At 40.4% G+C, this 25,163-nt stretch carries 24 protein-coding genes; 4 read left to right on the top strand and 20 right to left on the bottom strand.

The features are described 5' to 3' along the window. Nucleotides 1-4: 4 nt before the first annotated feature. From hisS to FTU29_RS09745, 20 genes are all read right to left on the bottom strand, one after another. Nucleotides 5-1,300 (bottom strand): histidine--tRNA ligase, encoded by a 1,296-nt coding sequence (gene hisS, locus FTU29_RS09840; RefSeq protein WP_078189609.1) that lies wholly within the window; start codon nt 1,298-1,300, stop codon nt 5-7. A 3-nt stretch (nt 1,301-1,303) separates the two neighbouring features. Further along, nucleotides 1,304-2,425 (bottom strand): flavodoxin-dependent (E)-4-hydroxy-3-methylbut-2-enyl-diphosphate synthase, encoded by a 1,122-nt coding sequence (ispG, locus tag FTU29_RS09835; protein WP_180007218.1) that lies wholly within the window; start codon nt 2,423-2,425, stop codon nt 1,304-1,306. Between the two features lie 23 nt (nt 2,426-2,448). Further along, nucleotides 2,449-3,243, bottom strand: coding sequence for a RodZ domain-containing protein (locus tag FTU29_RS09830; RefSeq protein ID WP_078192662.1), 795 nt, complete (start codon nt 3,241-3,243; stop codon nt 2,449-2,451). Then, on the bottom strand, nt 3,234-4,037 hold the full coding sequence (gene pilW / locus FTU29_RS09825) for a type IV pilus biogenesis/stability protein PilW (protein ID WP_078189612.1): 804 nt from the start codon (nt 4,035-4,037) through the stop codon (nt 3,234-3,236). Before pilW ends, FTU29_RS09830 begins: the two co-directional genes overlap by 10 nt. Before the next feature lie 15 nt (nt 4,038-4,052). Beyond that, on the bottom strand, nt 4,053-5,288 hold the full coding sequence (rlmN, locus tag FTU29_RS09820) for a 23S rRNA (adenine(2503)-C(2))-methyltransferase RlmN (RefSeq protein ID WP_180121602.1): 1,236 nt from the start codon (nt 5,286-5,288) through the stop codon (nt 4,053-4,055). 123 nt (nt 5,289-5,411) lie between these two features. After that, the gene (gene ndk / locus FTU29_RS09815; protein ID WP_078189614.1) at nt 5,412-5,843 is read right to left on the bottom strand and encodes a nucleoside-diphosphate kinase; all 432 of its coding nucleotides are present in this window, start codon (nt 5,841-5,843) and stop codon (nt 5,412-5,414) included. A 109-nt stretch (nt 5,844-5,952) separates the two neighbouring features. Then, on the bottom strand, nt 5,953-6,153 hold the full coding sequence (iscX, locus tag FTU29_RS09810; protein ID WP_078189615.1) for a Fe-S cluster assembly protein IscX: 201 nt from the start codon (nt 6,151-6,153) through the stop codon (nt 5,953-5,955). A gap of 121 nt (nt 6,154-6,274) precedes the next feature. Next, the gene (locus FTU29_RS09805) at nt 6,275-6,826 is read right to left on the bottom strand and encodes a phosphatase PAP2 family protein (protein ID WP_180121600.1); all 552 of its coding nucleotides are present in this window, start codon (nt 6,824-6,826) and stop codon (nt 6,275-6,277) included. Between the two features lie 192 nt (nt 6,827-7,018). Further along, nucleotides 7,019-8,296 carry a glycosyltransferase family 4 protein gene (locus FTU29_RS09800; RefSeq protein ID WP_373423607.1) on the bottom strand — a complete coding sequence of 426 codons (1,278 nt, stop codon included), beginning with the start codon at nt 8,294-8,296 and terminating at the stop codon, nt 7,019-7,021. A 119-nt stretch (nt 8,297-8,415) separates the two neighbouring features. Continuing rightward, nucleotides 8,416-8,889 carry a sensor histidine kinase gene (locus FTU29_RS09795; protein WP_180121592.1) on the bottom strand — a complete coding sequence of 158 codons (474 nt, stop codon included), beginning with the start codon at nt 8,887-8,889 and terminating at the stop codon, nt 8,416-8,418. A gap of 474 nt (nt 8,890-9,363) precedes the next feature. Beyond that, a complete protein-coding gene (locus FTU29_RS09790; RefSeq protein ID WP_180121590.1) occupies nt 9,364-9,774 on the bottom strand; it encodes a hypothetical protein in 411 nt (136 codons plus the stop codon). A 13-nt stretch (nt 9,775-9,787) separates the two neighbouring features. Then, entirely contained in the window at nt 9,788-12,097 is a 2,310-nt protein-coding gene (locus FTU29_RS09785) for a fimbria/pilus outer membrane usher protein (RefSeq protein WP_180121588.1), read from the bottom strand. Nucleotides 12,098-12,102: 5 nt separating this feature from the next. Continuing rightward, complete coding sequence (locus FTU29_RS09780; protein ID WP_180121586.1) at nt 12,103-12,831, bottom strand: molecular chaperone; 729 nt, start codon at nt 12,829-12,831, stop codon at nt 12,103-12,105. A 91-nt stretch (nt 12,832-12,922) separates the two neighbouring features. After that, a complete protein-coding gene (locus tag FTU29_RS09775) occupies nt 12,923-13,423 on the bottom strand; it encodes a hypothetical protein (RefSeq protein WP_180121584.1) in 501 nt (166 codons plus the stop codon). An 835-nt stretch (nt 13,424-14,258) separates the two neighbouring features. Beyond that, nucleotides 14,259-15,083 (bottom strand): hypothetical protein, encoded by an 825-nt coding sequence (locus FTU29_RS09770; protein WP_257226916.1) that lies wholly within the window; start codon nt 15,081-15,083, stop codon nt 14,259-14,261. Between the two features lie 114 nt (nt 15,084-15,197). Beyond that, the gene (locus FTU29_RS09765; RefSeq protein WP_180121580.1) at nt 15,198-15,791 is read right to left on the bottom strand and encodes a hypothetical protein; all 594 of its coding nucleotides are present in this window, start codon (nt 15,789-15,791) and stop codon (nt 15,198-15,200) included. Further along, nucleotides 15,778-16,029 carry a hypothetical protein gene (locus FTU29_RS09760; RefSeq protein ID WP_180121578.1) on the bottom strand — a complete coding sequence of 84 codons (252 nt, stop codon included), beginning with the start codon at nt 16,027-16,029 and terminating at the stop codon, nt 15,778-15,780. Before FTU29_RS09760 ends, FTU29_RS09765 begins: the two co-directional genes overlap by 14 nt. Nucleotides 16,030-16,286: 257 nt before the next feature. Next, nucleotides 16,287-17,303, bottom strand: coding sequence for a ketol-acid reductoisomerase (gene ilvC, locus FTU29_RS09755; protein WP_078192867.1), 1,017 nt, complete (start codon nt 17,301-17,303; stop codon nt 16,287-16,289). 109 nt (nt 17,304-17,412) lie between these two features. Then, complete coding sequence (gene ilvN / locus FTU29_RS09750) at nt 17,413-17,904, bottom strand: acetolactate synthase small subunit (RefSeq protein ID WP_078189625.1); 492 nt, start codon at nt 17,902-17,904, stop codon at nt 17,413-17,415. Continuing rightward, nucleotides 17,901-19,628, bottom strand: a complete 1,728-nt coding sequence (locus FTU29_RS09745; protein ID WP_180121576.1) for an acetolactate synthase 3 large subunit — start codon at nt 19,626-19,628, stop codon at nt 17,901-17,903. Before FTU29_RS09745 ends, ilvN begins: the two co-directional genes overlap by 4 nt. A gap of 699 nt (nt 19,629-20,327) precedes the next feature. Between FTU29_RS09745 and FTU29_RS09740 the strand changes: the two genes are divergently transcribed. The 4 genes from FTU29_RS09740 to holA all read left to right on the top strand — a co-directional run bounded on the left by FTU29_RS09740 (nt 20,328) and on the right by holA (nt 25,142). After that, the gene (locus tag FTU29_RS09740) at nt 20,328-20,669 is read left to right on the top strand and encodes a DUF4124 domain-containing protein (RefSeq protein WP_249708160.1); all 342 of its coding nucleotides are present in this window, start codon (nt 20,328-20,330) and stop codon (nt 20,667-20,669) included. 127 nt (nt 20,670-20,796) lie between these two features. Further along, on the top strand, nt 20,797-23,418 hold the full coding sequence (gene leuS, locus FTU29_RS09735; protein WP_180121574.1) for a leucine--tRNA ligase: 2,622 nt from the start codon (nt 20,797-20,799) through the stop codon (nt 23,416-23,418). Between the two features lie 197 nt (nt 23,419-23,615). Beyond that, complete coding sequence (lptE, locus tag FTU29_RS09730; protein ID WP_078192675.1) at nt 23,616-24,149, top strand: LPS assembly lipoprotein LptE; 534 nt, start codon at nt 23,616-23,618, stop codon at nt 24,147-24,149. 9 nt (nt 24,150-24,158) lie between these two features. Continuing rightward, on the top strand, nt 24,159-25,142 hold the full coding sequence (holA, locus tag FTU29_RS09725; RefSeq protein WP_180109003.1) for a DNA polymerase III subunit delta: 984 nt from the start codon (nt 24,159-24,161) through the stop codon (nt 25,140-25,142). Nucleotides 25,143-25,163: the final 21 nt, after the last annotated feature.

Genomic DNA, 25,163 nt, shown 5'->3' with positions numbered 1-25,163 from the left:
GGGATTATTTTGAAGAAATTTTTTCGATAATGAAGGCAACAAAGTCTGCCACATTCACTTCGTGTTGTTCTGCAATAGCTAGCTCTTTTACCAGCACTTGCCCTGCTGCTTGCTCACGTTCACCGTAAATCACAGCAAATAAAGCACCCGATTGGTCTGCTTTTTTCATTTGCGATTTCATTGAACCTTGTGAACCAACTTTTAAGCGAATGTTGCTACCCGCTGCTTCAAGTTGATCACGAATTTGTTCAGCAAGTACCAATGCTTTACCTTGAGTTGCAGGATCTGAAACCAAGAATAGCTCACAGTCACGCACTGGGGTATTGTCTTCCACTTGTTCAAGTAGAAGAAGCAAACGCTCCATACCCATTGCAAAACCAACAGCAGGTACCGACTGGTCTGCTTTACCTTTAAGCTGACCGACTAAACCGTCATAACGACCACCAGCACATACCGTTCCTTGAGAACCTAAGTGTGTAGTTGTCCATTCAAAGACCGTTTTATTGTAGTAGTCGAGACCACGAACCAATTTTTGATTGATCACAAAGCCAATACCTGCGTCAGTCAAATACTGCTGCAATTGGGCAAAGTGAGCCAACGTTTCTTCACCCATAAAGTCGTGAAGTTTTGGCGCATTTTCCAAAATGCTTTGTGTTTTTGCATCTTTAGAATCCAAAATACGCAGTGGATTCGTAGTTAGACGACGCTGTGAATCTTCATCTAAGTCATTTTTATGTGACTCTAGGAATTCAACCAATGCTGCACGATAAGCTGCACGTTCATCAGACTCACCTAAAGTATTGAGTTCTAATTGAACTTTATCTGCAACGCCCATGCGTTTCCACAAACGTGCAGTCATTAAAATCAATTCTGCATCTTGATCTGGTGTTGCAACACCAAAAGTTTCTACGCCAAATTGATGGAACTGACGGTAGCGACCTTTTTGTGGTTTTTCATAGCGGAACATTGGGCCAACATACCATACACGCGGTGTAGCACCACGAAGTAAGTTATGTTCAAGCATTGCACGCACACACCCTGCTGTTCCTTCTGGACGCAAAGTCAAAGACTCAGGCGGATTACCTTTGTCTAAGAATGTGTACATTTCCTTTTCAACGATATCCGTTGCATCACCAATAGAACGTTTGAACAGATGAGTCTGCTCCACAATCGGCAAGCGAATTTGCTGATAACCATAAGCATCCATCAGGCTAGATAGATGCTGTTCTAGACGTCTCCATGCAGGGCTTTGCGTAGGGAGAATGTCATTAAAACCTTTGATTGCGACGATTGAACTCATGATCTACTCAGAAAAACTTGTGCGAATAATCTCTTTAGCTTTAGCGTCTTCAAGATCGCTAACACGTTGACGAACCATCGCTTCGATTTCGTCAACCAACTGATTTGTGTCAATTAAATGGCTCTTTTCGCCATTACGATACACCAGTGAACGCGGACTTGCACCTACTACACCAATATCGGCTTCTTTGGCTTCGCCCGGACCATTTACTTTACAACCAATCACCGATACATCCATTGGGGTACGAATATCTTCTAAACGCTCTTCCAATGTTTGCATGACTTTGATGACATTGAACTCTTGGCGTGAACAACTTGGGCATGCAATAAAGTTAATGCCGTTCGAACGTAAGCCCAATGATTTTAAAATATCAAAGCCAATTTTGATTTCTTCTTCAGGCTCTGCTGCCAATGAAATACGCATGGTGTCACCAATACCTTCCATCAACAAACCGCCTAAAGCGATAGCAGATTTGACTGAACCCGTGCGGTAGACACCTGCTTCAGTCACACCCAAGTGTAATGGGTTATCAATTTGTGCAGAAAGTAATCGGTAAGCATCCATCGTCAGAAAGACATTCGATGCTTTAACTGACACTTTAAATTCATGGAAATTTAAACGGTCTAAAATATCAATATGGCGCATTGCAGATTCAAGCAAGGCCTGACCTGTAGGCTCACCATATTTCTTTTGAATATCTTTTTCCAGTGAGCCTGCATTGACACCAATACGCATTGAAATGTCATTGTGCTTCGCTGCCGCAACCACTTCACGAATTTTGGCTTCAGAACCAATATTACCCGGGTTAATACGCAAACAATCTGCACCAAGGTCTGCAACACGTAAAGCAATTTTATAATCAAAGTGAATATCAGCAACCAATGGCACTTGCACACGTTTACGAATTTCACCAAAAGCTTCTGCAGCTTCCATACTCGGTACAGACACACGCATGATGTCTGCGCCTACATCAACACAGCGCTGAATCTGTGCCACGGTCGCTTCGACATCACAGGTTTCAGTATTGGTCATACTTTGGATGCTGATCGGCGCATCACCACCGACATACACCGAACCTACTTTAATTTTACGCGTTGGACGACGCTTAATTGGATTTTCAATCATTGTTCAGTCTGCTCTGTTGTCCCTTAACGTGATAAACGGAAATCTGCTTTGCCGTTTACGGTATATGGTGACAATGAAATATTTTCATTATTTAAGCTTAATGACACTGCTGTTGCATCATCCAAACGAATTTGGAATGGTGTTTCACCGTTTAAGTTGAGCGTCGATGCTTGACGACCTGTCGCCAACACCTTACCCGTCGAATCAACAATATGTACTGAAGTTGGGCTACTGAAGGTCAATGTCAATTGATCGCCACTAACCGCTGCATTTCCGCCATTCATGTCGAGGACTTGAACTTCTGAAGCGACATCATTGGTCACAGCGTCTTCATTATCGCTGCCCGAGGTCATGCCCTGAATCGCTGCCACGATCGCACCAATGACCAACAACACCGCCAATGCAATCAGACCACGTTTAATCCATTTACGATTACGGTCACGGTTAGAACCGGGTAATTTACCCATAATTTTAATCGGTGAATTGTTTAACGCGTGATTTGGCAACAATCCCGTATCGTTGGCATAAATATCATCAAAACGTTGAATGATATTGGTTGCATCAACTTTTAAATATTTGGCATAAGTGCGGTAGTAACCTTTAATAAAGGTCGCTTCAGGCAATGACTTATAATCATCTTGCTCAAGTGCAGTCAGTGTTTTTAATGGAATATTGAGTTCTGATGCGACAGCTTCAAGTTCCAGTTTTTGCGTAATACGTACTTGACGTAAATACTCACCTGGGCGTTGTACATTTCCTAATGCATTTGGAGCTACGCTCGAACCATTCGATTGCGGTGAATTAGGATTTACTTCCATACGGCCTCAGTACTGTACTGTAATTGCAAATAGCGTTGGTATTCAGGACTTTCTGGGAACAAAGCACGTAACTGATTGACCAGTACTTGCATACCCAAATTGTCGCCATTGGCACGCGCTGTTCGAATGCCAATCCAGAGTGCACGCGCACCCTGATTTTTTTGTCCTACTGCACGTACAAATTGTTCATACATTTGTGTGGCAGCAGGGAACTGCTGATTCAAATAAAAGATTTCAGACAACTCTAACATTGAAACATAGGAATCACGATTAGCCTGCAAAGCTTGTTTGAATGATTTTTCAGCATTCGCCACATCACCCACTTTCAGGTAAATTCGACCTAAATTTTCCAATGCTTTGAAACGTTGATCATAACCTAAAGTTGAACCTGCGATGCTGAACTGTTCAATCGCATCATTATAGCGCTCAACTTGGTATAAATACGTACCGTAGTTGTTACGTGCTTGAGAATTTTTTGAGTCTGCTGAAATTGCACGCTTAAAATAACTATCTGCTTTTTCTAAGTTGGCTGGACTGCCTTCTCGTTGCAGTAAGACACCCATCATCATATTGGCCTGAGAATCGCGAGAATCCACCTCTAAAGCCTGATCTAATGCGCGTTTAGCAGAGTCCAAATCCCCTGCTTTCAGGTGTTCAACAGCCAATTGCGTTCTGATTTTTACGGCTTTCTCTGGGTCTTTTTTCCCAATCTCAGGCGTTTGACATGCTGTTAATGCCAAAACCGATGCACATAAAGCTGAAACGAAAGTGAACTTATACGTTAACTTTTTCAATTGGCTGCCTCTTTATTATCCTTGTGAGCGCAGTATCTCATTTTGCTGCGCAACTTTCTTTTTCCATTGCTCCGCACGACGAGTACGGTCAGCAACTTGCCCCACGAGTTGTCCACACGCAGCATCGATATCATCACCACGTGTCTGACGAATCGTACACACAAAACCGGCATCAGACAAAGTTTTTTGGAAAGAAATAATACGGTTACGGCTTGAACGACCGTATGGCGCATGCGGGAACGGGTTAAACGGAATTAAATTAATTTTGCTTGGTAGGTTTTTCAACAGCTTTAACATTTGCTGTGCATGTTCAGGATGGTCATTTACACCATCTAACATCACGTATTCGATGGTCACGTGTTTACGTGAACTTTCATTACCATCTTTGGCGATATAACGCTGACACGCTGCAATCAACTGTTCCAACGGATATTTTTTATTGATCGGAACAAGTTCGTTACGTAGTTCATCATTTGGCGCATGGAGTGAAATTGCCAAGGCTACATCAATGTCTTGTGCCAATTGGTCAATTTTAGGTACCACACCGGAGGTTGATAAAGTCACACGACGCTTGGACATACCATACGCAAAGTCATCCAGCATGATACGCATTGAATTCAATACGGCATCATAGTTCAACAGTGGCTCCCCCATACCCATCATCACCACGTTGGTCACTGAACGCTCACGATCAGCAACTGGCACATCTTCCATATAAGAGAAGTTTGCCATCCAAAGCTGTCCAATAATTTCAGCTTGACTCAAGTCACGCTGGAAGCCTTGTTTACCAGTTGAACAGAATGAACAGTCCAGAGCACAGCCCACTTGTGATGAAATACACAAGGTCTTACGTGCGCCGGTTTTATCTTCCGCAGGAATCAGCACAGTTTCAACCAATGAACCTGCACCTTCACCTACACGGAACACCCATTTACGAGTACCGTCTTTTGAGTAATTTTTATGCACTACTTCAGGCGCTTTAATTTCACAAATCTTTTCTAGTTTTTCACGCAATTTGCCAGAAATATTGGTCATTTCAGCAAAATCAGTCACGAAGAACTGATGAATCCATTTCATCACCTGCCCAGCACGGAACTTTTTCTCCCCCATATCTTCGAAGAATTTTTCCATTTGCGGACGTGACATGCCCAGTAAATTCACTTTCTCTACAGTATTTTGCTGCGTCGGAGCGGATGGAGATTGTTGCTGTGCATCAGAAACAACTGATGTAGCGACTACTTCAGTACTCATGTGTATTTACCTAAACCATGTCTAAAGATCAAAGGAGAAGCTCAGTTATTGAGCAAAGAATTATTCAGAGAATAAAAAAACCAGACAAGCAGTATACCACTTATCTGGTTTGAATACTTCGAATTAACGAGTACGTGGAGCGATCTCAGTTTGAGCGAAGAAGTAGTTAACTTCACGATCAGCAGATGCTACAGAGTCAGAACCGTGAGCAGCGTTTTCGTCGATGCTTACAGCGAAGTCTGCACGGATAGTACCAGGAGCAGCTTCTTTAGGGTTAGTTGCGCCAAGGATTTCACGGTGAGCAAGAACTGCATTTTCGCCTTCAAGAACTGAAACTACAACTGGACCAGAAGTCATGAATGCAACTAGGTCACCAAAGAAACCACGTTCTTTGTGCTCAGCGTAGAAGCCTTCAGCTTCAGCTTGAGTCAAGTGTTTCATTTTAGTTGCAACGATTTGAAGACCAGCTTTTTCGAAACGAGCAAAGATGTCGCCGATGTGGTTTTTAGCAACTGCGTCTGGTTTAACGATAGATAAAGTACGTTCAATAGCCATGAGAGGCTCCTTAAGTCAATTTGACGTGAAAAATTTGCCGCATTATACCGAATAATGCGCTATTTTCTGCTTTTGCTATACAAAAAAATTGCTTTTTTCGATGTAGGGATTAACTTGCCTCATCAATCCAGGCCATCTGAATTCCCTCAAGCAGACCTTCAGTCGACTTTTCAGGGTCATCAGTGAAATTTGGCAATGCACATACCCATGCATGTAGGTCAGTAAAGCGAATCCATTGCGGATCAACATCAGGGTGAGCTTCATACAGCTCAATTGCGATATCAATGGTATCTGTCCAGCGTAAACCCATGGGTCTTCCTAACATCGTCTATAGAATGATGGCTTACTTTAACAAATTTCAGCAATTGGACGTGATAAACCCTTTTAATTTTTTTATTACCAGATTTTGCAATTAAGATCTCCACATCAAACTATAAAACCAAACCGAAAAGAGGTGCACAGAGAATCATTGCGGCACCCACTGCAGCGCCTATTGCAGCACCGACTGCGACATCACTCGGGTAATGCAAACCTAAGATCATGCGGGATAATGCCACCAATAACGTAAAGGGCAACATTAAGACCAACAGCATGGGTTGAATATAGCCCAATACTGTTGTCGCCATGACTGCATGTAGAGTATGCCCCGATGGAAAACTAAAATGATCTAGAGGGCGTTCACCTAAGCGAATCACTTGATGCACTTGGTACGGTCTTGGGCGCACAGTTTTCTTTTTGAGGAGTTTGTAGACCGAGGTGCCGACGAAACCACCCAGTAATATATAGACGATTTGTACACTGTAAGACATGCCCTGCAAGATCCAGACCGTCGCCAACATAACATACCAAAACACACCATCACCAAGTCGACTCACCATTTTAAATATGTCAGCAACAACTTGTTGATGCGAAAAATGATTGAGATAAATACAGCCTTTTAAATCGAGATGCAGCATTCTTGTTTTTGCATTTTTAAAATTCATCGCTAATCTCCTATCTACAGTCAAAGCCTGACTGTGTTGGGGTTGAGCTAGATTTGTGTTGTTATTTTTACAAGTTGAGATCTGTGTTTAACTCAGCTTAAGTTATATTTTTGACAGTGCAATGATGCTTTGATGACAGTTCAATGAATATTGATTATGAGGATGCTCAACTTCTCTATACAACCAATAGCGCTAGCTCCATTGGCTCATCATGGCTTGGTCCACCACGCGATATAGCGCTTGCTCAAATTGCTGTACGGGATATTGCCATCCGATTTTAGCAGCGTCTTTTGCCGCCTCGATGCCCATGGTTTTTAATTTAGCGCGTTGCGGCAATTGCTGCATGAGACGTATAAATTCATCGGTTCGAGATAAGTGACATAACCATCCCGTTTGCTGATTTCTCACGTGCAGTTGGGCACATGCGGCATTATATGCAATCACAGGCAATCCGCTGGCCATTGCCTCCAAAACCACATTACCAAAGGTCTCAACCTGACTTGCGAAAACAAAAACATCCGCACTGGCATAGGCTTCCGATAAAGTCTGACCACTTAAACTTCCCATAAAAATAACATCTAGGGATTTTGCCAGTTGCATTAATCGCTCACGATCTGGCCCATCCCCCACAATGACCAATTTCGTTCGTGCATCCATGGTCAACATCGAACGATAGGCTGAAATTAAAACATCCACCTCTTTTTCAGGAGATAGCCGACCGACATACAGCATCACGCGGGTATGTTCATCTGCTTGCCACTGTTGTCTCAGTTCTGCTCGATAATGTGAGGGAGAAAATCGACTATGGTCCACACCTCGCCCCACCACCACCAATGGACAACTAAAACCTAATCGATGCAAGGCATCCGCAGTATCTTGGCTCGGGACACAGGTGAGTTGAGTATTGTTATGAAACCATCGTAAATAATGTTGTACAGGCTTCATTAAAAACGCTAAGTCAAAGAAGCGACTAAAATCATGAAAGGCCGAGTGAAAACCACTGGACACAGGGATGTGTAAAGAACGCGCCAATTGAAGCATGGCAAAACCCAAAGGCCCTTCAGTGACTATATGGACAATGTCGACTTGGGCTTTTTTTAAAGCTTTACTCAGTTTAATTAGTTGCGGCCAGCCAAATTGTAAACCTGAATATTTAGGAATCGACTGCGCTCGAACCAAACACTCTTGATCAGGTCTGAAATCATGACAACTTTCGGACTGTTCAGGACGTATTAAAAAAATTGAGTTGCCTTGTTGCTGCAAACCTTTACACAACTGCAATAAAGAATATGCAACACCATTAATTTCTGGCGCCCACGTATCTGTAACAATGGCGATTTTTAGACCTGGGCGGATTAAAGTTGAGACCGTTTGCACATCCATTCGTGATTGCATATGCTTAAATTGGAATTGAAAGCGTGCAGGTTCATCCTGCATACACCCCAAATCGTTAGCCGATTCTGTCATGATCTTACATGCTTCTTATAAATGTATAGTCACAGTTTAAGCAGCAGTTTTTTGCATTTTGATGATTATTTGATGACAGTTTATTGAAAGAAATTGTCTTATTTCTTCTACAAAATCATGATTTATCCGTAATTTTTAATCACTTTTAAAATCGTCTGACCCGCACGAGAAGCTATTTGCATATCTGCGTTCATCCGTTCTAAACACCCACTCATACTACGAAGCCCCACACTCAAACCAGCTTGATTAACCAGATCCACATCAACCCCCACGCCATTGTCTTCAACTTCCATTATCAAAGCCGAGTTTTCGTAGTAAATTCGGATCTGCACCACGGTCGCATGACTATGCTTCACAATATTGGTTAATGCTTCTTCAGCTACACGCTGTAAGCTTAGACATTCCAATGGAGTAACATCCACTTCCCATTTCGCAGGAACTGACCATTTAGCGTGTATAACGAGCTCATCAAATAACTGATTAAAACGGTGTCTAAAGGGTGCCATCCATAACAAAGGGGTTTCAGGTAGTTTAGTGCCTAAACTACAACCGCTATCTATGATATGTCGTAAATCATCTCTTAAAATTTTCAACATCGATAAAAATTGTGGATTGGTCAGATCTTTGGCGCTCTGCTCAGCTTATGCCATTAATCGCAATGATCTAGCTGAGCCATCATGTAGGTCATGTGCTGTTTGAATACGCTCTTGCAAGCGAGTATTTTCCATTTCCAACTGATAATGATTGTGTAAAATGTGTATTTACTCTCATTTGCTTGCGTGACCAGTGTGGCCAAAGTGCCATTAAATTTTTCAATTCGTCTTACACTTTTAGTCAAGCGTAGTGCAAAAATAATCGCCACACCCAAAGTTGTTATCGGGGAAGCATATGCTGAAATCAAATTTCCTTCATTTCTGACTTTATACGCATAGCAGAAAATTAAGCTACTTAGATTAAAGCCCAAGATTCACCTAAATATCTATCATCAAGCTTCAATCTAGCGGTATGAACGAAATCAGCACTCTGCATATATTCACCTTAGCCATGAAGAAAATCGGTCGCAAAGCAACTCAAAACACCATATTTACAAAGACTGTATCGCGGTAGATTCCTGCAGGTGTCGTTGCATTCACTCGTTCTACCAAACGCACAGCAATCACATAGTTATTTTTGCCAGCGCCTTGCTCGGTAGAAACATTCCACAGATTTTCCATCGCACCTGAAACAGTCATCCGTGTTTTGAGCTTAATCAGGCCATTCGTCACAAAACTACTGCCCGAAGTATCCTGCAAATTACGACTATTAAAGCGTATGCGGTATTTACCTGAACAATCGACACTAAATGAACTCGCCGCTTGACTATTATAGTAATTCGCCAAGCGCATATTGGTTTCACTGATTCGTCCCATTTCACAGCGACTCGGTGCTGCAAATGTTATTGAACTAAATAACGCTGCTGAGATGAGTAAAATACTTTTCATTGGAAATACTCCTTTATTTACACTGCAATGTAATTAATTCAGGAGTTTGGTTTTCTACCTTTTTCGGCACTGTTAACGCTGTTTGGCAAGATCGACCACCACTGGTCCTCACCGTCAACTTGTAGTAGCCTTCAACCAAACCATATAACATTACCGTGCCATCTGAACCCACTGGATAAACATCCGCTTCTGGGGTATCAATTGCAACTTCACTTCCTGCCACAAATTGATGACCTTGTTCATCCAATATTTTGACCAATATTTGTTGTGTATCAAATACTGAAAAATTAATGTTATAACCACGCTGTCTTAACGCAACTAAACGATGTGCAGCATTCGGAACTTTGCTTTCGATCGGCAATTGGTTTTCATCGAATGAAATATCGTAATTAATATAAGGAACGATATCGTGTACAAAGGCATAGCCTTTTTTATTGGTTTTCGCGACTGGAGACATTGATCGCATGACATCAATATCTTCACGACCACCAACATTCACTAAAGCAAAGGCATTATCTACAAAACTGGTCAATGCGTATTGACCGCCCAACCACACCATAGCACCACGGTAGCCAACCTGGGTTGTTGAATCATTTTCACTATAGAGATGACTTAGGGTTAAATCACCAACATTAGTGGACAAACCACCATAGGCATTTAATACCGTTTCATCATTACGATAATCCACACCGAGCGCATAATTTGCACCATATTCACCAAATGCATTTTGGATGAAACGTACACCGCCGGATTTATTGGTACCTGCATCAGCCTGAATACGTTTACCACCACCAAAATTATAAGAAAATGTAATAAAGGCACCTGAGTCATCGCTATCACCAAATTCTTTAAAATAATTGGCGGTATACATTAAATTCTGTGTAATTTCGCGGCTCACACCTACAGTGAGCATTTTGCGATCCTCTAATTCAAATAAAGGATCATTAGATTCATACTGAGTTTGTTCGATATAGTTCAGGTTTAAATTTTGAAAGAATGGAAAATTAGCAAAACTTAAATACGCCATATTTTCAAATTTTGGGAAAATATGATTATCTTCATAACCCAATGCCCGATAATCATTTGTAGCATAGCGTGAACTCACACCAAAATTGAGTTTCCCGAAATTACGACTGATAGCCAAACCTGCAGAATAGCCATCGTCGTCATCGGTTTTACTGCCTAAAAAAATACTGTCTAAAACAAACCATCGATTGACCGCTTGCGTCCATAGCAGTCCTGCATTTTTTACTTTGTCACTATAGGTAGCACTTGCACCCAACGTGGTACGACTGGTGACACCTCTACGCCAATAGGCTGAACTAAAAAAATCGCGATAATCACTATTTTCTTCGTCATAACTGAAGCGTAGTTTCCCTAATGATATGTTGTAATCATTTAAATCTTCTTTAAGCAATTTACTACTAATTAATACCGGGAAGCTTCGAACAGTGGTATTCCCCAATACATCTTGTACAACCATTTGCGCTGTACCCGCACTTTCAATATTGGCACCTGTTTGTAAGTTATAATCTCCAGGTGAAATCTTTTTCTGATAAATATTTACGCCATCAATATATAAATCAACAGTCGAAGGTAAAACCGCACTACCTTTTAGACTTGGAATATTCCAATACACGAAATCTGGGCGTGACGTATAGTCTGTACCAAAACTCAAACCACCAAATCGCACACCATGAATTAATGCACTATATGCAGAGGTCGTATCACCAATAATCAGTTTGGTCGCACTTTTAGAAAAATCAAACTCAAGACTACTATTTAACCTGACGAATTTTTCTTCACGATAATCATCCCCTTTATTATTTCGATAAAAGGCATTATTTCTTAAAATCCAATTGTCTTTAAACACGCCCAGTTCAGGTAGCACACCAAAATTATTATGTTGAGTATTATTTTCAAAATGCATTTCATAATTAAGAAATGCACCAAAATTTGCAGGCATCGGCTGGCTGATTAAGGTATCAGTTTCTAGCCCAAAGAAATATTTTGATGGAAGATTAATTTTGACGGCTTGCAATTGAGGATCAAATCCAGACTGAATATCTTGATCCGTTACCAAACAAAATGAATTTTTAGTTGCATGTCGTTTCAGAATTTCTACTTTAATTTGCAGCTTATCAAGATCTGCGCACTCTATATAAAACTTGTTATTTTCAGTCAGTAATAATACTTCGCTCTTGCGGTCTACTTCGTTTACCCAAATACTGGTTGGAAATAAATCATCAGGCATATCAACGGCTTCTGCATGAGCAGAATTAGCACATAAAATACAATATAGAAGCAATGTAATTCTGTTCATAGCCACTACTCAACTAAATTAAACTCCAAAGGAGTGTCACCTTTATCTGTTTCCACAACGACTTTATAATTACTAGCGCCTTGTAAAGAAACATTCCCGATGTCGTATTGGTTTTTACCTAATGCCAATAAATATTTCATATCGGAAGATTCAGCGACTGTTTTCTTGCTTTTATCGATGACATAAAGTTTTTGGATTTGAATGTGTGATTTTGCTAAATTTTCAACCTGAATAATGGTGCGACCATTCATTTTTTTGGCAATAAATTTTAAATAAGCGGGTTCTTGTTTGCCGACAAAAAATGGCACATTAATACTTAATAACAGTGCAATTTTCGATTCAGAGTTCGTCACTTGAGGTAGCTCAGTATAAATAATACGCCATGCTTCTTCTTGTTGTAGATTCATACTCTCTACAGATTGAGTAAAACCCACACGAACCATTTGTTTTGAGTTTGGTTTTAGAATGAAATTTTTCGGATTGATAATAATATTGGATTCAGGTGAAAGAATATCTTCACCTGCAGCATTTTGAGTCCATTTAAATGCTTGAGCTTCAAAAATACGTGGTGTCTCATCATCCCCTTTCGATTCCAAAGTAAATGTCGCACTGCGTTGTTTAGATTTATCGGTTAAATATAATTGCACAGGGCTAATTGAAATACCTGCAAATATTTGAGCACTCAATAAGCAAGTCATTAAACTTAATGAAACGACTTTGAATAAACTTTTCATATACTCACCCCAGTACATTTAAATATTATTATCAATTCAAAATAAAAAGAAGTTGACCCTAACTGTGTAGAATCAACTCCCTAAATTTGGATTAGTAAGCTACTTTGATATATAAAGTATCTTTGTATGTACCAGCACGTTGAGTCGCTGAAATTGCAGTTTTTGGAGCAACAGATACTGTGAAGTTATCAACACTCATACCAGCTACAGGTGTAGAGCCGATTGGATAATTCACACCACCTTTTGTAGTCGTGATTTTTGTAGCTACTTTATCAGTAGTCGTTTCATGTTTTACAAAAGTATCTGCACTTGTACCTGCATTCAGTGTAGATAAATTCAGTGTATATGGGGTGTTTGTTGTAACTTGAAAGCTACTAGCACCTGTATAACTGTCTTCAACGAGTTTGATGTCTTTACCTACCAAAAGCTCACATGCTTTCAGAATCTGTAACTCGATGTCGATTTCGCCTTCACACGGCGCACCGCCACATTGTTTAGATTCTTTTTTACCACCAGCGATTGCAGATGTTGCTGGAAGTGCTACGAACAATGTTGCAGATAGTACTGCGGTTAAAATTTTAGATGTAGACATTTCACTTCTCCATTCTCATATGAGATTTATTAGTATGTGCATCAAAGGATATTTATTAAGAAAAACTAATTAATCTTACTTTCCCTAGGTGCTGATTCATTCTTAATCATGTTGAGAAAAAAAGAACCTAATATAGAAATTTCACACGAATATTCATGTAATATTATTTTTTACAAATATTTAAATTATGTGTTTGTAATATATTAAATATTTTTAATTTTTATGTTTTTATTTAATTTTCCTCTTTATCCCAAATTTTGGGGATTTTTTTCATATCCCTATTTTTTGGTATATTATATCTTATTGTTTTTATTAAATTTAGTAACATTAAAAATAATATAGGCTGTTACATATTTCACCAAATATTTGTGAAATAGTTCAAAATAATTTTCAAACAAAACAATATTACGTGAATATTCAACTATATTAATAGTAAAGACCGATTAAATTTAAATTTTAAATAGAATCTTAAATATATAATCACTACTTTCAGGTATGTCTTTTGAAACGCAATACAAGAATTACGTCACCAAATACTGAGCCTTTGTATTAAATTACAGGTTTTGAAACACGTCTTAGTTTCCAATGTTAAGCTTTTGTAAATCATATTTTCTTTCTTGAAATTTCATTTTTTGTTTTTCATAATTTTTAGAATCTCATTTATTACGTGAATTATCACATATATAGAAATTCACCCCCTCTCTTTCAACACTCATTTTACTTTGCTTTTTATTCAAAATACGGACTACCTCTTTTAAAACTGCCTGAATTCTTCTTTAGAAAATTCTATAAATAAAAAAAGCCCCAAGTTATGGGGCTTTTTAAAAAATTTAACTTACTCACTGACTGGATAAAGCAATCCTTGATCGACTCGAAAGATTTGACCTAATCCAAAGTCGATCTGCTGCAGCTCTCCTTTTAATTTTGGGAAGCCAGCAATTTTCTCCAATTGCGGTGAGCGTTGAAAATTCTTCGTTTTAGGATTGTACATCCAATAAATAAATCGCTTATCTTCTATTTTTCGACCATCAGAGGTATCCGAAAGTACAACATCATAGTATCCATCAAAGTTTACATCTAAGAATCCGATACTATTCCCAAAAGCATTAAAGCCTTGTAATGACTGTAGTACTTTGCCATTTGATTTATTAATCACATCTACGCGTTTTAGTGACTTCCCATAAGGTTGGTCTGCAGATTGCACCCCATAAAACTTAAACAGCAGGATAGGTTTATCTGCAGCTTTAAACGCAGGTTCAAACTGTAGATAACTTGTAGATGGTGGTGCCGTTTGTTCCGTCAGTTCAGCTTTAAACGAGCCTGTATTTGCATTCAAGGTTCCTGCCAATCGATAAGCAGTTGCCGCACTTTGTTCAGTCCCAACATTGACTGAATTCAGATCTATAAAATCAGCTTTTTGAGTCCCTTTAAAGTTAATTTGTTTGGGCTCTTGCAGATCAGTCAAAGTCCCGTGCGGATTCCATATACCAGCATACAAATCTAAGAAATAGCGTCCTTCAGTCGAGCGAAGCATCCGCTGCATGGATATCCGAACATCAGGTAAAGGCTTTAACTCAGGCAGTGTTATATCTGCCTCTTGTGCAAAACTCACCACTGGTAGACAAAGAGCGAGTAAAAGAGAGATTTTTGATATTTTCATTGCAATTACACACTCCATACAGCATGAATAATGCCTACTCTATCACAACCTAAATTCAACACAGATGACACAAATATAGGAGTTTTGAAACCACCTACAACTCAAATCATCAGATTAAATTGGAGTCGCTTTTAAAGCCCAAGTTTCCAAATCTAATGAAATACATTTCAAACCAATATTAAATTGAATACATAGATCTTTCAGCAATTCAAACTGATCTACCTTATGATCAATTACTGGCTTCACAAGCTCTTGCTTTCTTCTAAGATCAATATATGCATTTTTCCCAACATATACTTCAACAAAGGCTTCTTCAGGCAATTTTAACGTATAAATTGGACGCGTTTGCAATTGGACTCTTTGCCAAAGTTGGTCATTGATATATGCATGTATTTTTGTAGAAAAGTGATACCCGAATTGAGCATCGCTAATATTTTTTACAATACGTACTTCCTCTTTGTATGCCCATTCCTGCATTTTATAAAGCAAACCATGCTTTATTAAAACTTCTTCATTATCCCAATTTAAAATATTTGAATTTCCTACCGACATTAATTTTTCAACACTTGCCACATTGGCCTGCTTCGGCGCTGTTTTTAAATATCTCAACTCCCCTTTTGTTGAAGGAATAATAAATTGATCACCATCTTCAAGGCCTGCTTTGCATGTGTCTATTCCGATCACGACACCTTTTTTAACTATCCCCATAATGTGGCCAGATGAGTGGATTTAAAGCGGTTCTAGTCAAACTTAAAATCACATACTTTCTAGAAAACTGATTACGGAATGCCCCTATTGCTACGGATGTCGGTACATCCAAATCATAAAAACCAAAACCAGTGCATTCAAATGGGTCGTTAAAATCTTCTAAATGTGAAAAACCTAGAGATTTTGTTTTCAAAATCGCTAAAGCAGCTTCAAAACTCACATATTTATATAAAATCATTATTCTAACCCACGCTAATATTGGGTTCCTTGTATCATAAAACTCAAAAGATAATTAAATAAATTCTTTTCTTTGCTTACGATTTTGTTCGCTTGGATCCAAAGTATGAACGAGTACAACGAGGCAGCACACTGTTTTGAGTGACGCGTAAGGAATGAGAGCACTACTTTTCTATTTTTAAGGCAAGTAACTTTAAATATTAAAAAACCCACTCAAAATGAGTGGGTCTTCGTATTCAAATCAATTGATTCAAGAAATTAGTTTTTCTCTTTATCAACGATTTTGTTTGCTTGGATCCAAGGCATCATCGCACGTAACTTGTTACCAGTTACTTCGATACCATGCGCCGCGTTTTGACGACGACGAGCAGTCATAGAAGGATAGTTCAACGCACCTTCTTGGATGAACATCTTCGCGTATTCACCAGATTGAATACGTTTAAGCGCATTACGCATCGCTTCACGAGACTGTTCGTTGATTACTTCAACACCAGTTACGTATTCGCCATATTCAGCATTGTTTGATACTGAGTAGTTCATGTCCGCGATACCGCCTTCGAACATTAAGTCAACGATCAATTTAAGTTCGTGTAGACATTCGAAGTAAGCCATTTCTGGTGCATAACCAGCTTCAACAAGAGTTTCGAAGCCCATTTTAACCAATTCAACAGCACCACCACAAAGAACTGCTTGCTCACCGAAAAGGTCAGTTTCAGTTTCTTCACGGAATGAAGTTTCGATAATACCAGTACGGCCACCACCAACACCTGAAGCGTAAGAAAGCGCAACGTTACGTGCATTACCAGAAGCATCTTGGTGAACAGCGATAAGATCAGGTACACCTGAACCACGTTGGAATTCTGAACGTACAGTATGACCAGGCGCTTTTGGAGCAACCATGATTACGTCAAGGTCAGCACGTGGAACAACTTGGTTATAAAGAACAGAGAAACCATGAGCAAATGCTAGCGTTGCACCTTGCTTGATGTTTGGCTCAATTACGTCACGGTATAGTTGTGATTGGAACTCATCTGGAGTCAAAATCATAACTAAGTCAGCTTGAGCTACAGCAGCAGGAACTTCTGAAACTTTAAGACCAGCATTTTCAGCTTTTTTCCAAGAAGTAGAACCAGCACGTAGACCTACAGTTACATCAACGCCTGAATCCTTAAGGTTAAGCGCATGAGCATGGCCTTGTGAACCATAACCAATGATTGCTACTTTTTTGCCTTGGATGATAGATAAGTCTGTGTCTTTATCGTAAAAAATTTGCATTGCTGTCTCCGCTAAAATGCTTTTGTTTCCTTTAACTTGATAACGTGATTCTGTTTGATTATTCACGTTTCAAGTACCTCACCCATAGGAGTGAGGTGAAAATATAAAATTAGATAGTTAAAACTTTTTCGCCACGTGCGATACCTGAAACACCTGAACGTACAACTTCTAGAATTGTATTTTCAGCTAAGGCATCAATAAAACCATCTATCTTTTCAGTTGTACCTGCGATTTGAATAGTATATGTCGTTGGTGTTACGTCTACGATTTGTCCACGGAAAATATCCGCAGTACGTTTAATTTCTGCGCGCGCTGAACCAAGTGCTTTGACTTTAATTAACATCAATTCACGTTCAATATGAGCACCTTCAGACAAATCAACAACTTTAACAACTTCGACAAGCTTGTTGAGTTGTTTGGTGATTTGTTCAATTTTATGCTCATCGCCATACGTGGTTAAAGTCAAACGCGAAAGCGTCGGATCTTCTGTTGGCGCTACGTTTAATGTCTCAATGTTATAACCACGCTGAGAGAATAAACCTACCAAACGTGAAAGCGCACCTGCTTCGTTTTCTACAAGTACAGAGATAATATGTCTCATTGTGTGCGCTCTCCTTTGCCTAACCACATATCTTTCATTGACTGGCCAGCAACCAACATTGGATATACATGCTCTGAACGGTCAACCATTACGTTAATAAACACGCACTTGTCATTGATCTCCATCGCTTCAGCAAGCTTCGACTCGAGTTCATCTGCATGGTCAATTTGAATACCTACATGACCATACGCCTCCATTAATTTAGGGAAGTCTGGAAGTGACTCAACATACGAGCTTGAGTGACGACCTTCGTAGTTCATGTCTTGCCATTGCTTAACCATACCTAATGCACGGTTATTCAAGCATAGAATTTTTACATTCAAGCCATATTGCTTACATGTAGATAGTTCTTGGATACACATCTGAATCGATGCTTCGCCAGTAATACACACTACTTGTTGATCTGGGAAGGCAAGTTTAGCTGCCATAGCATATGGCAAACCTACACCCATGGTTCCTAGACCACCTGAGTTGATCCATTGACGTGGACGTGTGTATTTGTAGTAAAGCGCACCAAACATTTGGTGTTGACCAACGTCTGAAGTAATGATAGCTTGACTATTGGTAATTTTATCCAACGCTTCAACAACTTGCTGTGGCTTCATCGAACCATCAGTTGGTTTGTCATAGTTCAAACCATGAACTTGACGCCATTCATTGATTTGTTTCCACCAAGCCCCGATATCTTCAGGATTTGGTTTAGACACATTCAATTGTTTTAATTGCGCCAACATTTCAGTCAATACAGGCTCTACTGCACCCACAATTGGGATGTGCGCCATAATTGTTTTTGAAATCGTTGCTGGGTCAATATCAATATGAATGACTTTCGCATTTGGACAGAATTTCGCTGGGTTATTGGTTACACGGTCATCGAAGCGCGCACCTACACACAAAATCACATCTGCATTGTGCATCGTCATATTGGCTTCATAAGTACCATGCATACCCAACATACCAATGAATTGTTCATCATTGCCCGGATACGCACCAAGACCCATTAAAGTACTGGTTACTGGATAACCCAATAAATGTGCAAGTTCTGTCAACTGTGCAGAAGCGTTGCCTTGAACCACACCACCGCCTGAATAAATAATTGGGCGTTTAGCATGAATCAATTCATCAATTGCTTTACGAATTTGACCAGAGTGACCACGATGCGGCGGTTGATACGAACGCATTTTCACTTTTTCAGGATATTCGTAAGCAAATTTCTCTGCAGGATTCGTTGCATCCTTTGGAATATCAACAACAACAGGACCCGGACGGCCACTTGAAGCGATATAAAATGCCTTCTTAATAATCGAAGGGATTTCGCTTGCATGACGTACTTGGAAGCTGTGTTTTACGATTGGGCGCGAAATACCGACCATATCCGTTTCTTGGAACGCATCCTCACCGATCAGATGGCTTGCAACCTGACCTGACAAAATCACCATTGGGATTGAGTCCATATAGGCAGTTGCAATTGGAGTTACGGTATTTGTTGCACCCGGACCAGATGTCACCAGTACGACACCTGTTTTACCTGTGACACGTGAGTAAGCATCAGCCATATGACCAGCAGCTTGCTCGTGGCGCACTAGGTAATGATTGATTTTTTCTTGTTGAAATAGCGCATCATAAATATGCAGTACTGCGCCGCCTGGGTATCCAAAAATATGTTCAACGCCTTCGTCCGCTAAAGCGCGAACAAGCATTTCACCACCAGATAAAAGTTCCAACGTGATTCACCCTAATCTTTTTTCACGCACAAATGGAGGGCATTTGTCGTGGTTAATTCATTAACTGTGTGCTCTGTTATAGCACACAAATTTCATAGTTTTCATAGCAATAAGAAAAAAATCTGACCTGCTTGCTGTTTGAGCAATATGGGGTCTAAAACATGTTGGGATAAACATATTTTGTTGGCTTTGTTCAACCTCTCGGCTAGAGAAGAAGTCCATTGCTAAAATGCACTCATTCGAAGGGTGATCGATCTAAGGCATATAAAACTAAAGACAGCATTTTTGTAGTTTCAACCATTAAAGTCAAGTTTAAAAATCGGCTTTTTTCTGATTACTTACAGACCGTTTGTTTTTTAAGCACACTCCCGTTCTTTGCATTCTTTGTAGTTTGTTTATTTATAACCAGTTAGCATGTAATTAATAAAATACTTTTATAAATCTAATAAATAAATTAAATGAATTGCTGTGGGTTTTTAATTCAATTGCCTCACTTTCAACTTAAGGCATGGATTAAATGATAAAAACACAATATTTTTATTGCTTATAAATCCCCCAATTCATCATTCACAAAGTTATTCATCCCACACGATGCCCCTTTTATCCTTTGTGCTAAAAAATGCATAGATTCTACTGTCAAAAAAGCGCAAAATTTTCAGCATAATTTTGCATGATCACTCTAACTTTGGGACTGAATTTATGATGAAGACGACGATTGCTCGCACTGCCTGTATTTTATCTAGCATGGCATTTTGCCTGACCAGTTTGGACCTTTCAGCGAAAGAATATTACAAATGGGTAGATGCAAAAGGTTCAACGCATTACACCACCACGCCACCGCCAAAAAATGCGCAGCGTAAAGGTAAAGTAAATACCTATGGTGCAACAACGACTACGCAATCAACTCCAGCAAAAAACCAAGAAGAGGTTTCACGTGAAGCCGAACAGTCGAATGAACAAAATGAGCAACTAGCGGAACAACAACGCGAAGCCAATGCAGCGCTCCGCCAAGGTCAAGCCGTAGCCTCCGCACCACAATAATTTACGCCAAAGCCTTCAATTTTGACTTAAATTATTTACATCTACACAGCATCGCAAAATTCACTCTAGGCGTATTTTGCGCTATGCTGTAGCACAAACTTTTTAACCGTTATTTCTATTTACGTTTATGACTACTCACATTGACCCTGAATATCAAGCCAGTGCGATTGAACCTACAGTCCAACAAGACTGGGAAAATCGCAAAGCCTTTAAAGTTGCCGACCAAGTAGAAGGACCACGTCGTTATATCCTCTCTATGTTCCCTTATCCAAGTGGCAAACTGCATATGGGTCATGTGCGTAACTACACCATTGGTGATGTGATCAGCCGTTTCCACCGTTTACAAGGTGAAACTGTGCTACAACCCATGGGTTGGGATGCTTTCGGTTTGCCTGCTGAAAACGCGGCAATTGCACATCAAGTCGCTCCTGCAAAATGGACTTTTGAAAACATTGATTACATGCGTAATCAGCTTAAAAAGTTAGGTCTTTCTGTAGATTGGGATCGTGAATTTGCAACTTGCACACCTGAATACTATCGCTGGGAACAATGGTTATTCGTACAGCTTTATAAAAAAGGTTTAATTTACCGTAAGCTTTCAACAGTGAACTGGGACCCAGTAGACCAAACTGTTTTAGCAAACGAACAAGTTGAAAATGGTCGTGGCTGGCGTTCTGGTGCATTGGTCGAAAAACGTGATATTCCAATGTACTACTTCCGCATCACTGACTATGCGCAAGAATTACTTGACGATTTAGAAACATTAAAAGACGGCTGGCCACAGCAAGTTCTTACCATGCAACGCAACTGGATTGGTCGCTCACAAGGTATGGAAATCACCTTCCCTTCAGCGAATCCAGACGTTTATGCAGATGGTTTAACTGTATTTACCACTCGTGCTGACACACTCATGGGTGTGACTTATGTTGCGGTTGCAGCAGAACATCCGATGGCACTTAAAGCTGCGGAAAGCAATCCTGAGCTTGCTGCATTTATCGAAGAGTGCCGTATGGGTTCTGTTGCAGAAGCTGATCTTGCGACTGCTGAAAAGAAAGGTATGGCAACAGGTTTATTTGTTAAACACCCTGTTACTGGCGAACAAATTCCTGTTTGGATCGCAAACTACGTCTTGATGTCTTACGGCTCAGGTGCGGTGATGGCAGTGCCTTCACACGATGAACGTGACTTCGAATTTGCCAACAAATATGGCTTAACCATTAAGCAAGTGATTGATGCCAAAGGTGCAGACGATGCAGACTTTGACGCAACAATTTGGCAAGAATGGTATGGCTCTAAAGACGGTAAACTGGTGAATTCAGGCGAATTTGACGGCTTAGACTTACAAGGGGCGTACGATGCATTCCTTGCAAAATTAGAACCGACTGGACTTGCCAACTCGAAAGTTCAATTCCGTTTACGTGACTGGGGTGTTTCTCGTCAGCGTTATTGGGGTTGTCCAATTCCTATGATCAACTGTGAAAAATGTGGTCAGGTTCCAGTACCTGAAGAACAACTTCCAGTTGTATTGCCAACGGACGTGGTTCCAGACGGTTCAGGTAACCCACTGAACAAAATGCCTGAGTTCTATGAAACCACTTGCCCATGCTGTGGTGGCGATGCTCGTCGTGAAACAGATACTTTGGATACCTTTGTAGAATCATCTTGGTACTATGCACGCTATGCATCTCCAGATTTCACTGACGGTATGGTGAAACCTGAAGCGGGTCAAACTTGGCTTCCTGTAAACCAATATATTGGTGGTGTTGAACATGCGATTCTACATTTACTTTATGCACGCTTCTTCCATAAATTGATGCGTGATGAAGGTGTGGTACAAGGTAACGAGCCATTCACCAACTTGCTTACTCAAGGTATGGTGTTGGCTGATACGTACTACCGTGAATCTGAGTCAGGTAAGAAAACATGGTTTAACCCTGCCGACATCGACTTAGAACGTGATGAAAAAGGCCGTATCATTTCTGCGAAATATCAAGGTGATGGTCAAGACGTCGTGGTTGGCGGTCAAGAAAAAATGTCGAAATCGAAAAACAACGGTATCGACCCGCAAGCGATTATTGACCAATACGGTGCAGATACTGCACGTGTATTCATGATGTTCGCAGCTCCACCAGATCAATCACTTGAATGGTCTGACGCAGGTGTTGAAGGTGCAAACCGTTTCTTAAAACGTGTATGGCGCCTAGCATCTGGTTTCCTTGAACAAGGTAACTCTGCTGCAAATATCGACAAAGCGACACTATCTACCGCTGCACAAGACTTGCGTCGTAAAACACACGAAACCATTCAAAAAGTGGGTGATGACATTGCACGTCGTCACGCCTTCAACACCGCGATTGCTGCGATGATGGAACTTTTGAATGCAAACAATAAGTTTGAAGCCAAAGATGACAATGACGTTGCCGTTGCACGTGAATCAATCATTACCCTTCTAACTTTACTTGCTCCGTTTGCACCACATTTAAGCCAAACCTTATTGGCTGAGTTTGGTATCGAATTAACATCAGCACGCTTCCCTGCGGTAGATGAATCTGCGCTGACTCGCAATACACAAACGATTGTAGTGCAAGTGAACGGTAAACTTCGTGGCAAATTAGAAGTGTCTGTCGATGCCTCTAAAGATGACATTTTGGCACAAGCAAAAGCATTACCTGAAGTTCAACAATTCTTGACTGGTCCAACCAAGAAAGAAATTGTGGTGCCGAATAAATTAGTGAATTTGGTGGTTTAAATTCCTTATATTTCCTTCTCCCTTTGGGAGAAGGTTGGGATGAGGGTAATTAACCTCTCCCTAACCCTCTCCTATAAGGAGAGGGAACAAAAGGATTTCACAATTCCCAAACAAAGCCCGTTGCGAGTCAACGGGCTTTGACTTTACAATCCACACAGGATTTCAACATTATCCCTTCGGGAAACAGAGGACACTTTATGCACTTGGTTCAACGTGTTGCTGCAATTGTATTAACTATGGGCCTGAGCGCAGGCATGGTCGGTTGTGGTTTTCATTTAAAAGGCACCAACCCTGCTGCTGTACCTGTAGCCTATTCCAATATGCGATTGGCACTTCCTGAAGATACAGATGACTTACATGAAAAGTTAGCGATTTATTTAGGTTCTGCAGGCGTGCAATTGAGTAATAATCAAAATGCATATGTCTTACATGTGTTGGATTACACTCCGCGACGTTTAGAACTCAATGGTAAATTGGTTGAAACTTTACTGCGTTTGAATGTGACGTTCCAAATTGAAGATGCCCAAGGCAACCCTGTGACTGAACCCCGCACATTGATGGCAACACGTAGCTACCAATACGACGTAGCAACCGTGAACACCGATGACCAAGAAGAAAAATATTTAAAACAAGTGATTATTGATGACATTGCACAACAGATCGTGCGCCAAATTTCATCAAACCGTTTACCAAAAGCGAACCCACTAACTGCACCAACCAAAGCTGAGTAATTTTGATTTATGAAACTTGACTATCTTCAGGCATTAAAACGTGTAGATGAAGCGCAAGGTGCCTGGGTGCTACATGGTCAAGAGCCATTACTTGAACAAAATCTCCTCGATGCATTTCGTAAGAGTTGGAACGCTAGAGAAATCGAGCGTCAACGGTATGACATTAGCTCTGCTGCTGATTGGAAAAATGTCTTTAATGCTTTAAATAGCTTGTCATTATTTTCCAGTCAACTGGCAATTGAGGCACATGGCAGCATTAAACCCGATGCCAATGGACTAAAACTGTTAAAAAGCTATTTGCAGCAAAATGAAAGTAACTTGCTGCTCGTGGTCATGCCGAAGCAAGACAGTGCGAGTTTAAAGACCAGTTTTTTCCAAACCATTGATGCCAATGGAGTCAATGTTGCACTGACTGCAAACTACCCTAAAGATCGTCAGCAAATTTTGGCCGTTGAAGCGCAAAAGCTTGGCATTCAACTCGCCAATGATGCTTGGCAATGGCTAGAACAGCATCATGAGCACAATTTACTGGCGGCAAAAAATAGTTTAATGCGTGTCGCAGATACTTTTCCTGAAGCTGAAATGATTCAGATTGATCATCTGTACTCTTGCTTACAAGATCAGTCACGCTACACCACCTATGATTTAAATGATGCCATGCTGCAAGGCAATTTGGCACAGTCGATAAAAATCTTTCAATACTTAATCGCTTCAGGCGAGCCGATGTCGCTGATTTTATGGAGTATCAGTAAGGAAATGCGTTTGCTGATGCAACTGTTTGAGCAGCCACAAAATGCCTTGCAAATCGGTATTTGGAAAACCAAAGTCGGGCTGTATCAACAAGCGTTACGCCGTTTAAATGCCAACGATTTTTTGACTTGGCCTGCCCTATTACTTCGTTTAGACGCGTCAATAAAAGGTTTAGGTCATGAAAATCCTGAGCACTTGGTACAACAAGCTATTGCCAGCTTGTGTGGGCGCAGACTCTTCTAGTCTAATAAAAGGCTGTAATAA

The sequence above is a fragment of the Acinetobacter sp. YH12086 genome, from assembly GCF_013419345.1.
In the GTDB taxonomy this organism is placed as follows: Bacteria; Pseudomonadota; Gammaproteobacteria; order Pseudomonadales; family Moraxellaceae; genus Acinetobacter; species Acinetobacter amyesii.
Note: the sequence above shows the minus strand (reverse complement) of the source record. Positions and strands in the feature narration are given on the sequence as shown.

Coding starts and splice junctions, on each gene's coding strand:
- hisS (WP_078189609.1), bottom strand. CDS start 1,300: ATGAGTTCAATCGTCGCAATCAAAGGTTTTAATGACATTCTCCCTACG.
- ispG (WP_180007218.1), bottom strand. CDS start 2,425: ATGATTGAAAATCCAATTAAGCGTCGTCCAACGCGTAAAATTAAAGTA.
- FTU29_RS09830 (WP_078192662.1), bottom strand. CDS start 3,243: ATGGAAGTAAATCCTAATTCACCGCAATCGAATGGTTCGAGCGTAGCT.
- rlmN (WP_180121602.1), bottom strand. CDS start 5,288: ATGAGTACTGAAGTAGTCGCTACATCAGTTGTTTCTGATGCACAGCAA.
- ndk (WP_078189614.1), bottom strand. CDS start 5,843: ATGGCTATTGAACGTACTTTATCTATCGTTAAACCAGACGCAGTTGCT.
- iscX (WP_078189615.1), bottom strand. CDS start 6,153: ATGGGTTTACGCTGGACAGATACCATTGATATCGCAATTGAGCTGTAT.
- FTU29_RS09805 (WP_180121600.1), bottom strand. CDS start 6,826: ATGAATTTTAAAAATGCAAAAACAAGAATGCTGCATCTCGATTTAAAA.
- FTU29_RS09795 (WP_180121592.1), bottom strand. CDS start 8,889: ATGTTGAAAATTTTAAGAGATGATTTACGACATATCATAGATAGCGGT.
- FTU29_RS09790 (WP_180121590.1), bottom strand. CDS start 9,774: ATGAAAAGTATTTTACTCATCTCAGCAGCGTTATTTAGTTCAATAACA.
- FTU29_RS09785 (WP_180121588.1), bottom strand. CDS start 12,097: ATGAACAGAATTACATTGCTTCTATATTGTATTTTATGTGCTAATTCT.
- FTU29_RS09780 (WP_180121586.1), bottom strand. CDS start 12,831: ATGAAAAGTTTATTCAAAGTCGTTTCATTAAGTTTAATGACTTGCTTA.
- FTU29_RS09775 (WP_180121584.1), bottom strand. CDS start 13,423: ATGTCTACATCTAAAATTTTAACCGCAGTACTATCTGCAACATTGTTC.
- FTU29_RS09770 (WP_257226916.1), bottom strand. CDS start 15,083: ATGAAAATATCAAAAATCTCTCTTTTACTCGCTCTTTGTCTACCAGTG.
- FTU29_RS09765 (WP_180121580.1), bottom strand. CDS start 15,791: ATGGGGATAGTTAAAAAAGGTGTCGTGATCGGAATAGACACATGCAAA.
- FTU29_RS09760 (WP_180121578.1), bottom strand. CDS start 16,029: ATGATTTTATATAAATATGTGAGTTTTGAAGCTGCTTTAGCGATTTTG.
- ilvC (WP_078192867.1), bottom strand. CDS start 17,303: ATGCAAATTTTTTACGATAAAGACACAGACTTATCTATCATCCAAGGC.
- ilvN (WP_078189625.1), bottom strand. CDS start 17,904: ATGAGACATATTATCTCTGTACTTGTAGAAAACGAAGCAGGTGCGCTT.
- FTU29_RS09740 (WP_249708160.1), top strand. CDS start 20,328: ATGATGAAGACGACGATTGCTCGCACTGCCTGTATTTTATCTAGCATG.
- leuS (WP_180121574.1), top strand. CDS start 20,797: ATGACTACTCACATTGACCCTGAATATCAAGCCAGTGCGATTGAACCT.
- lptE (WP_078192675.1), top strand. CDS start 23,616: ATGCACTTGGTTCAACGTGTTGCTGCAATTGTATTAACTATGGGCCTG.
- holA (WP_180109003.1), top strand. CDS start 24,159: ATGAAACTTGACTATCTTCAGGCATTAAAACGTGTAGATGAAGCGCAA.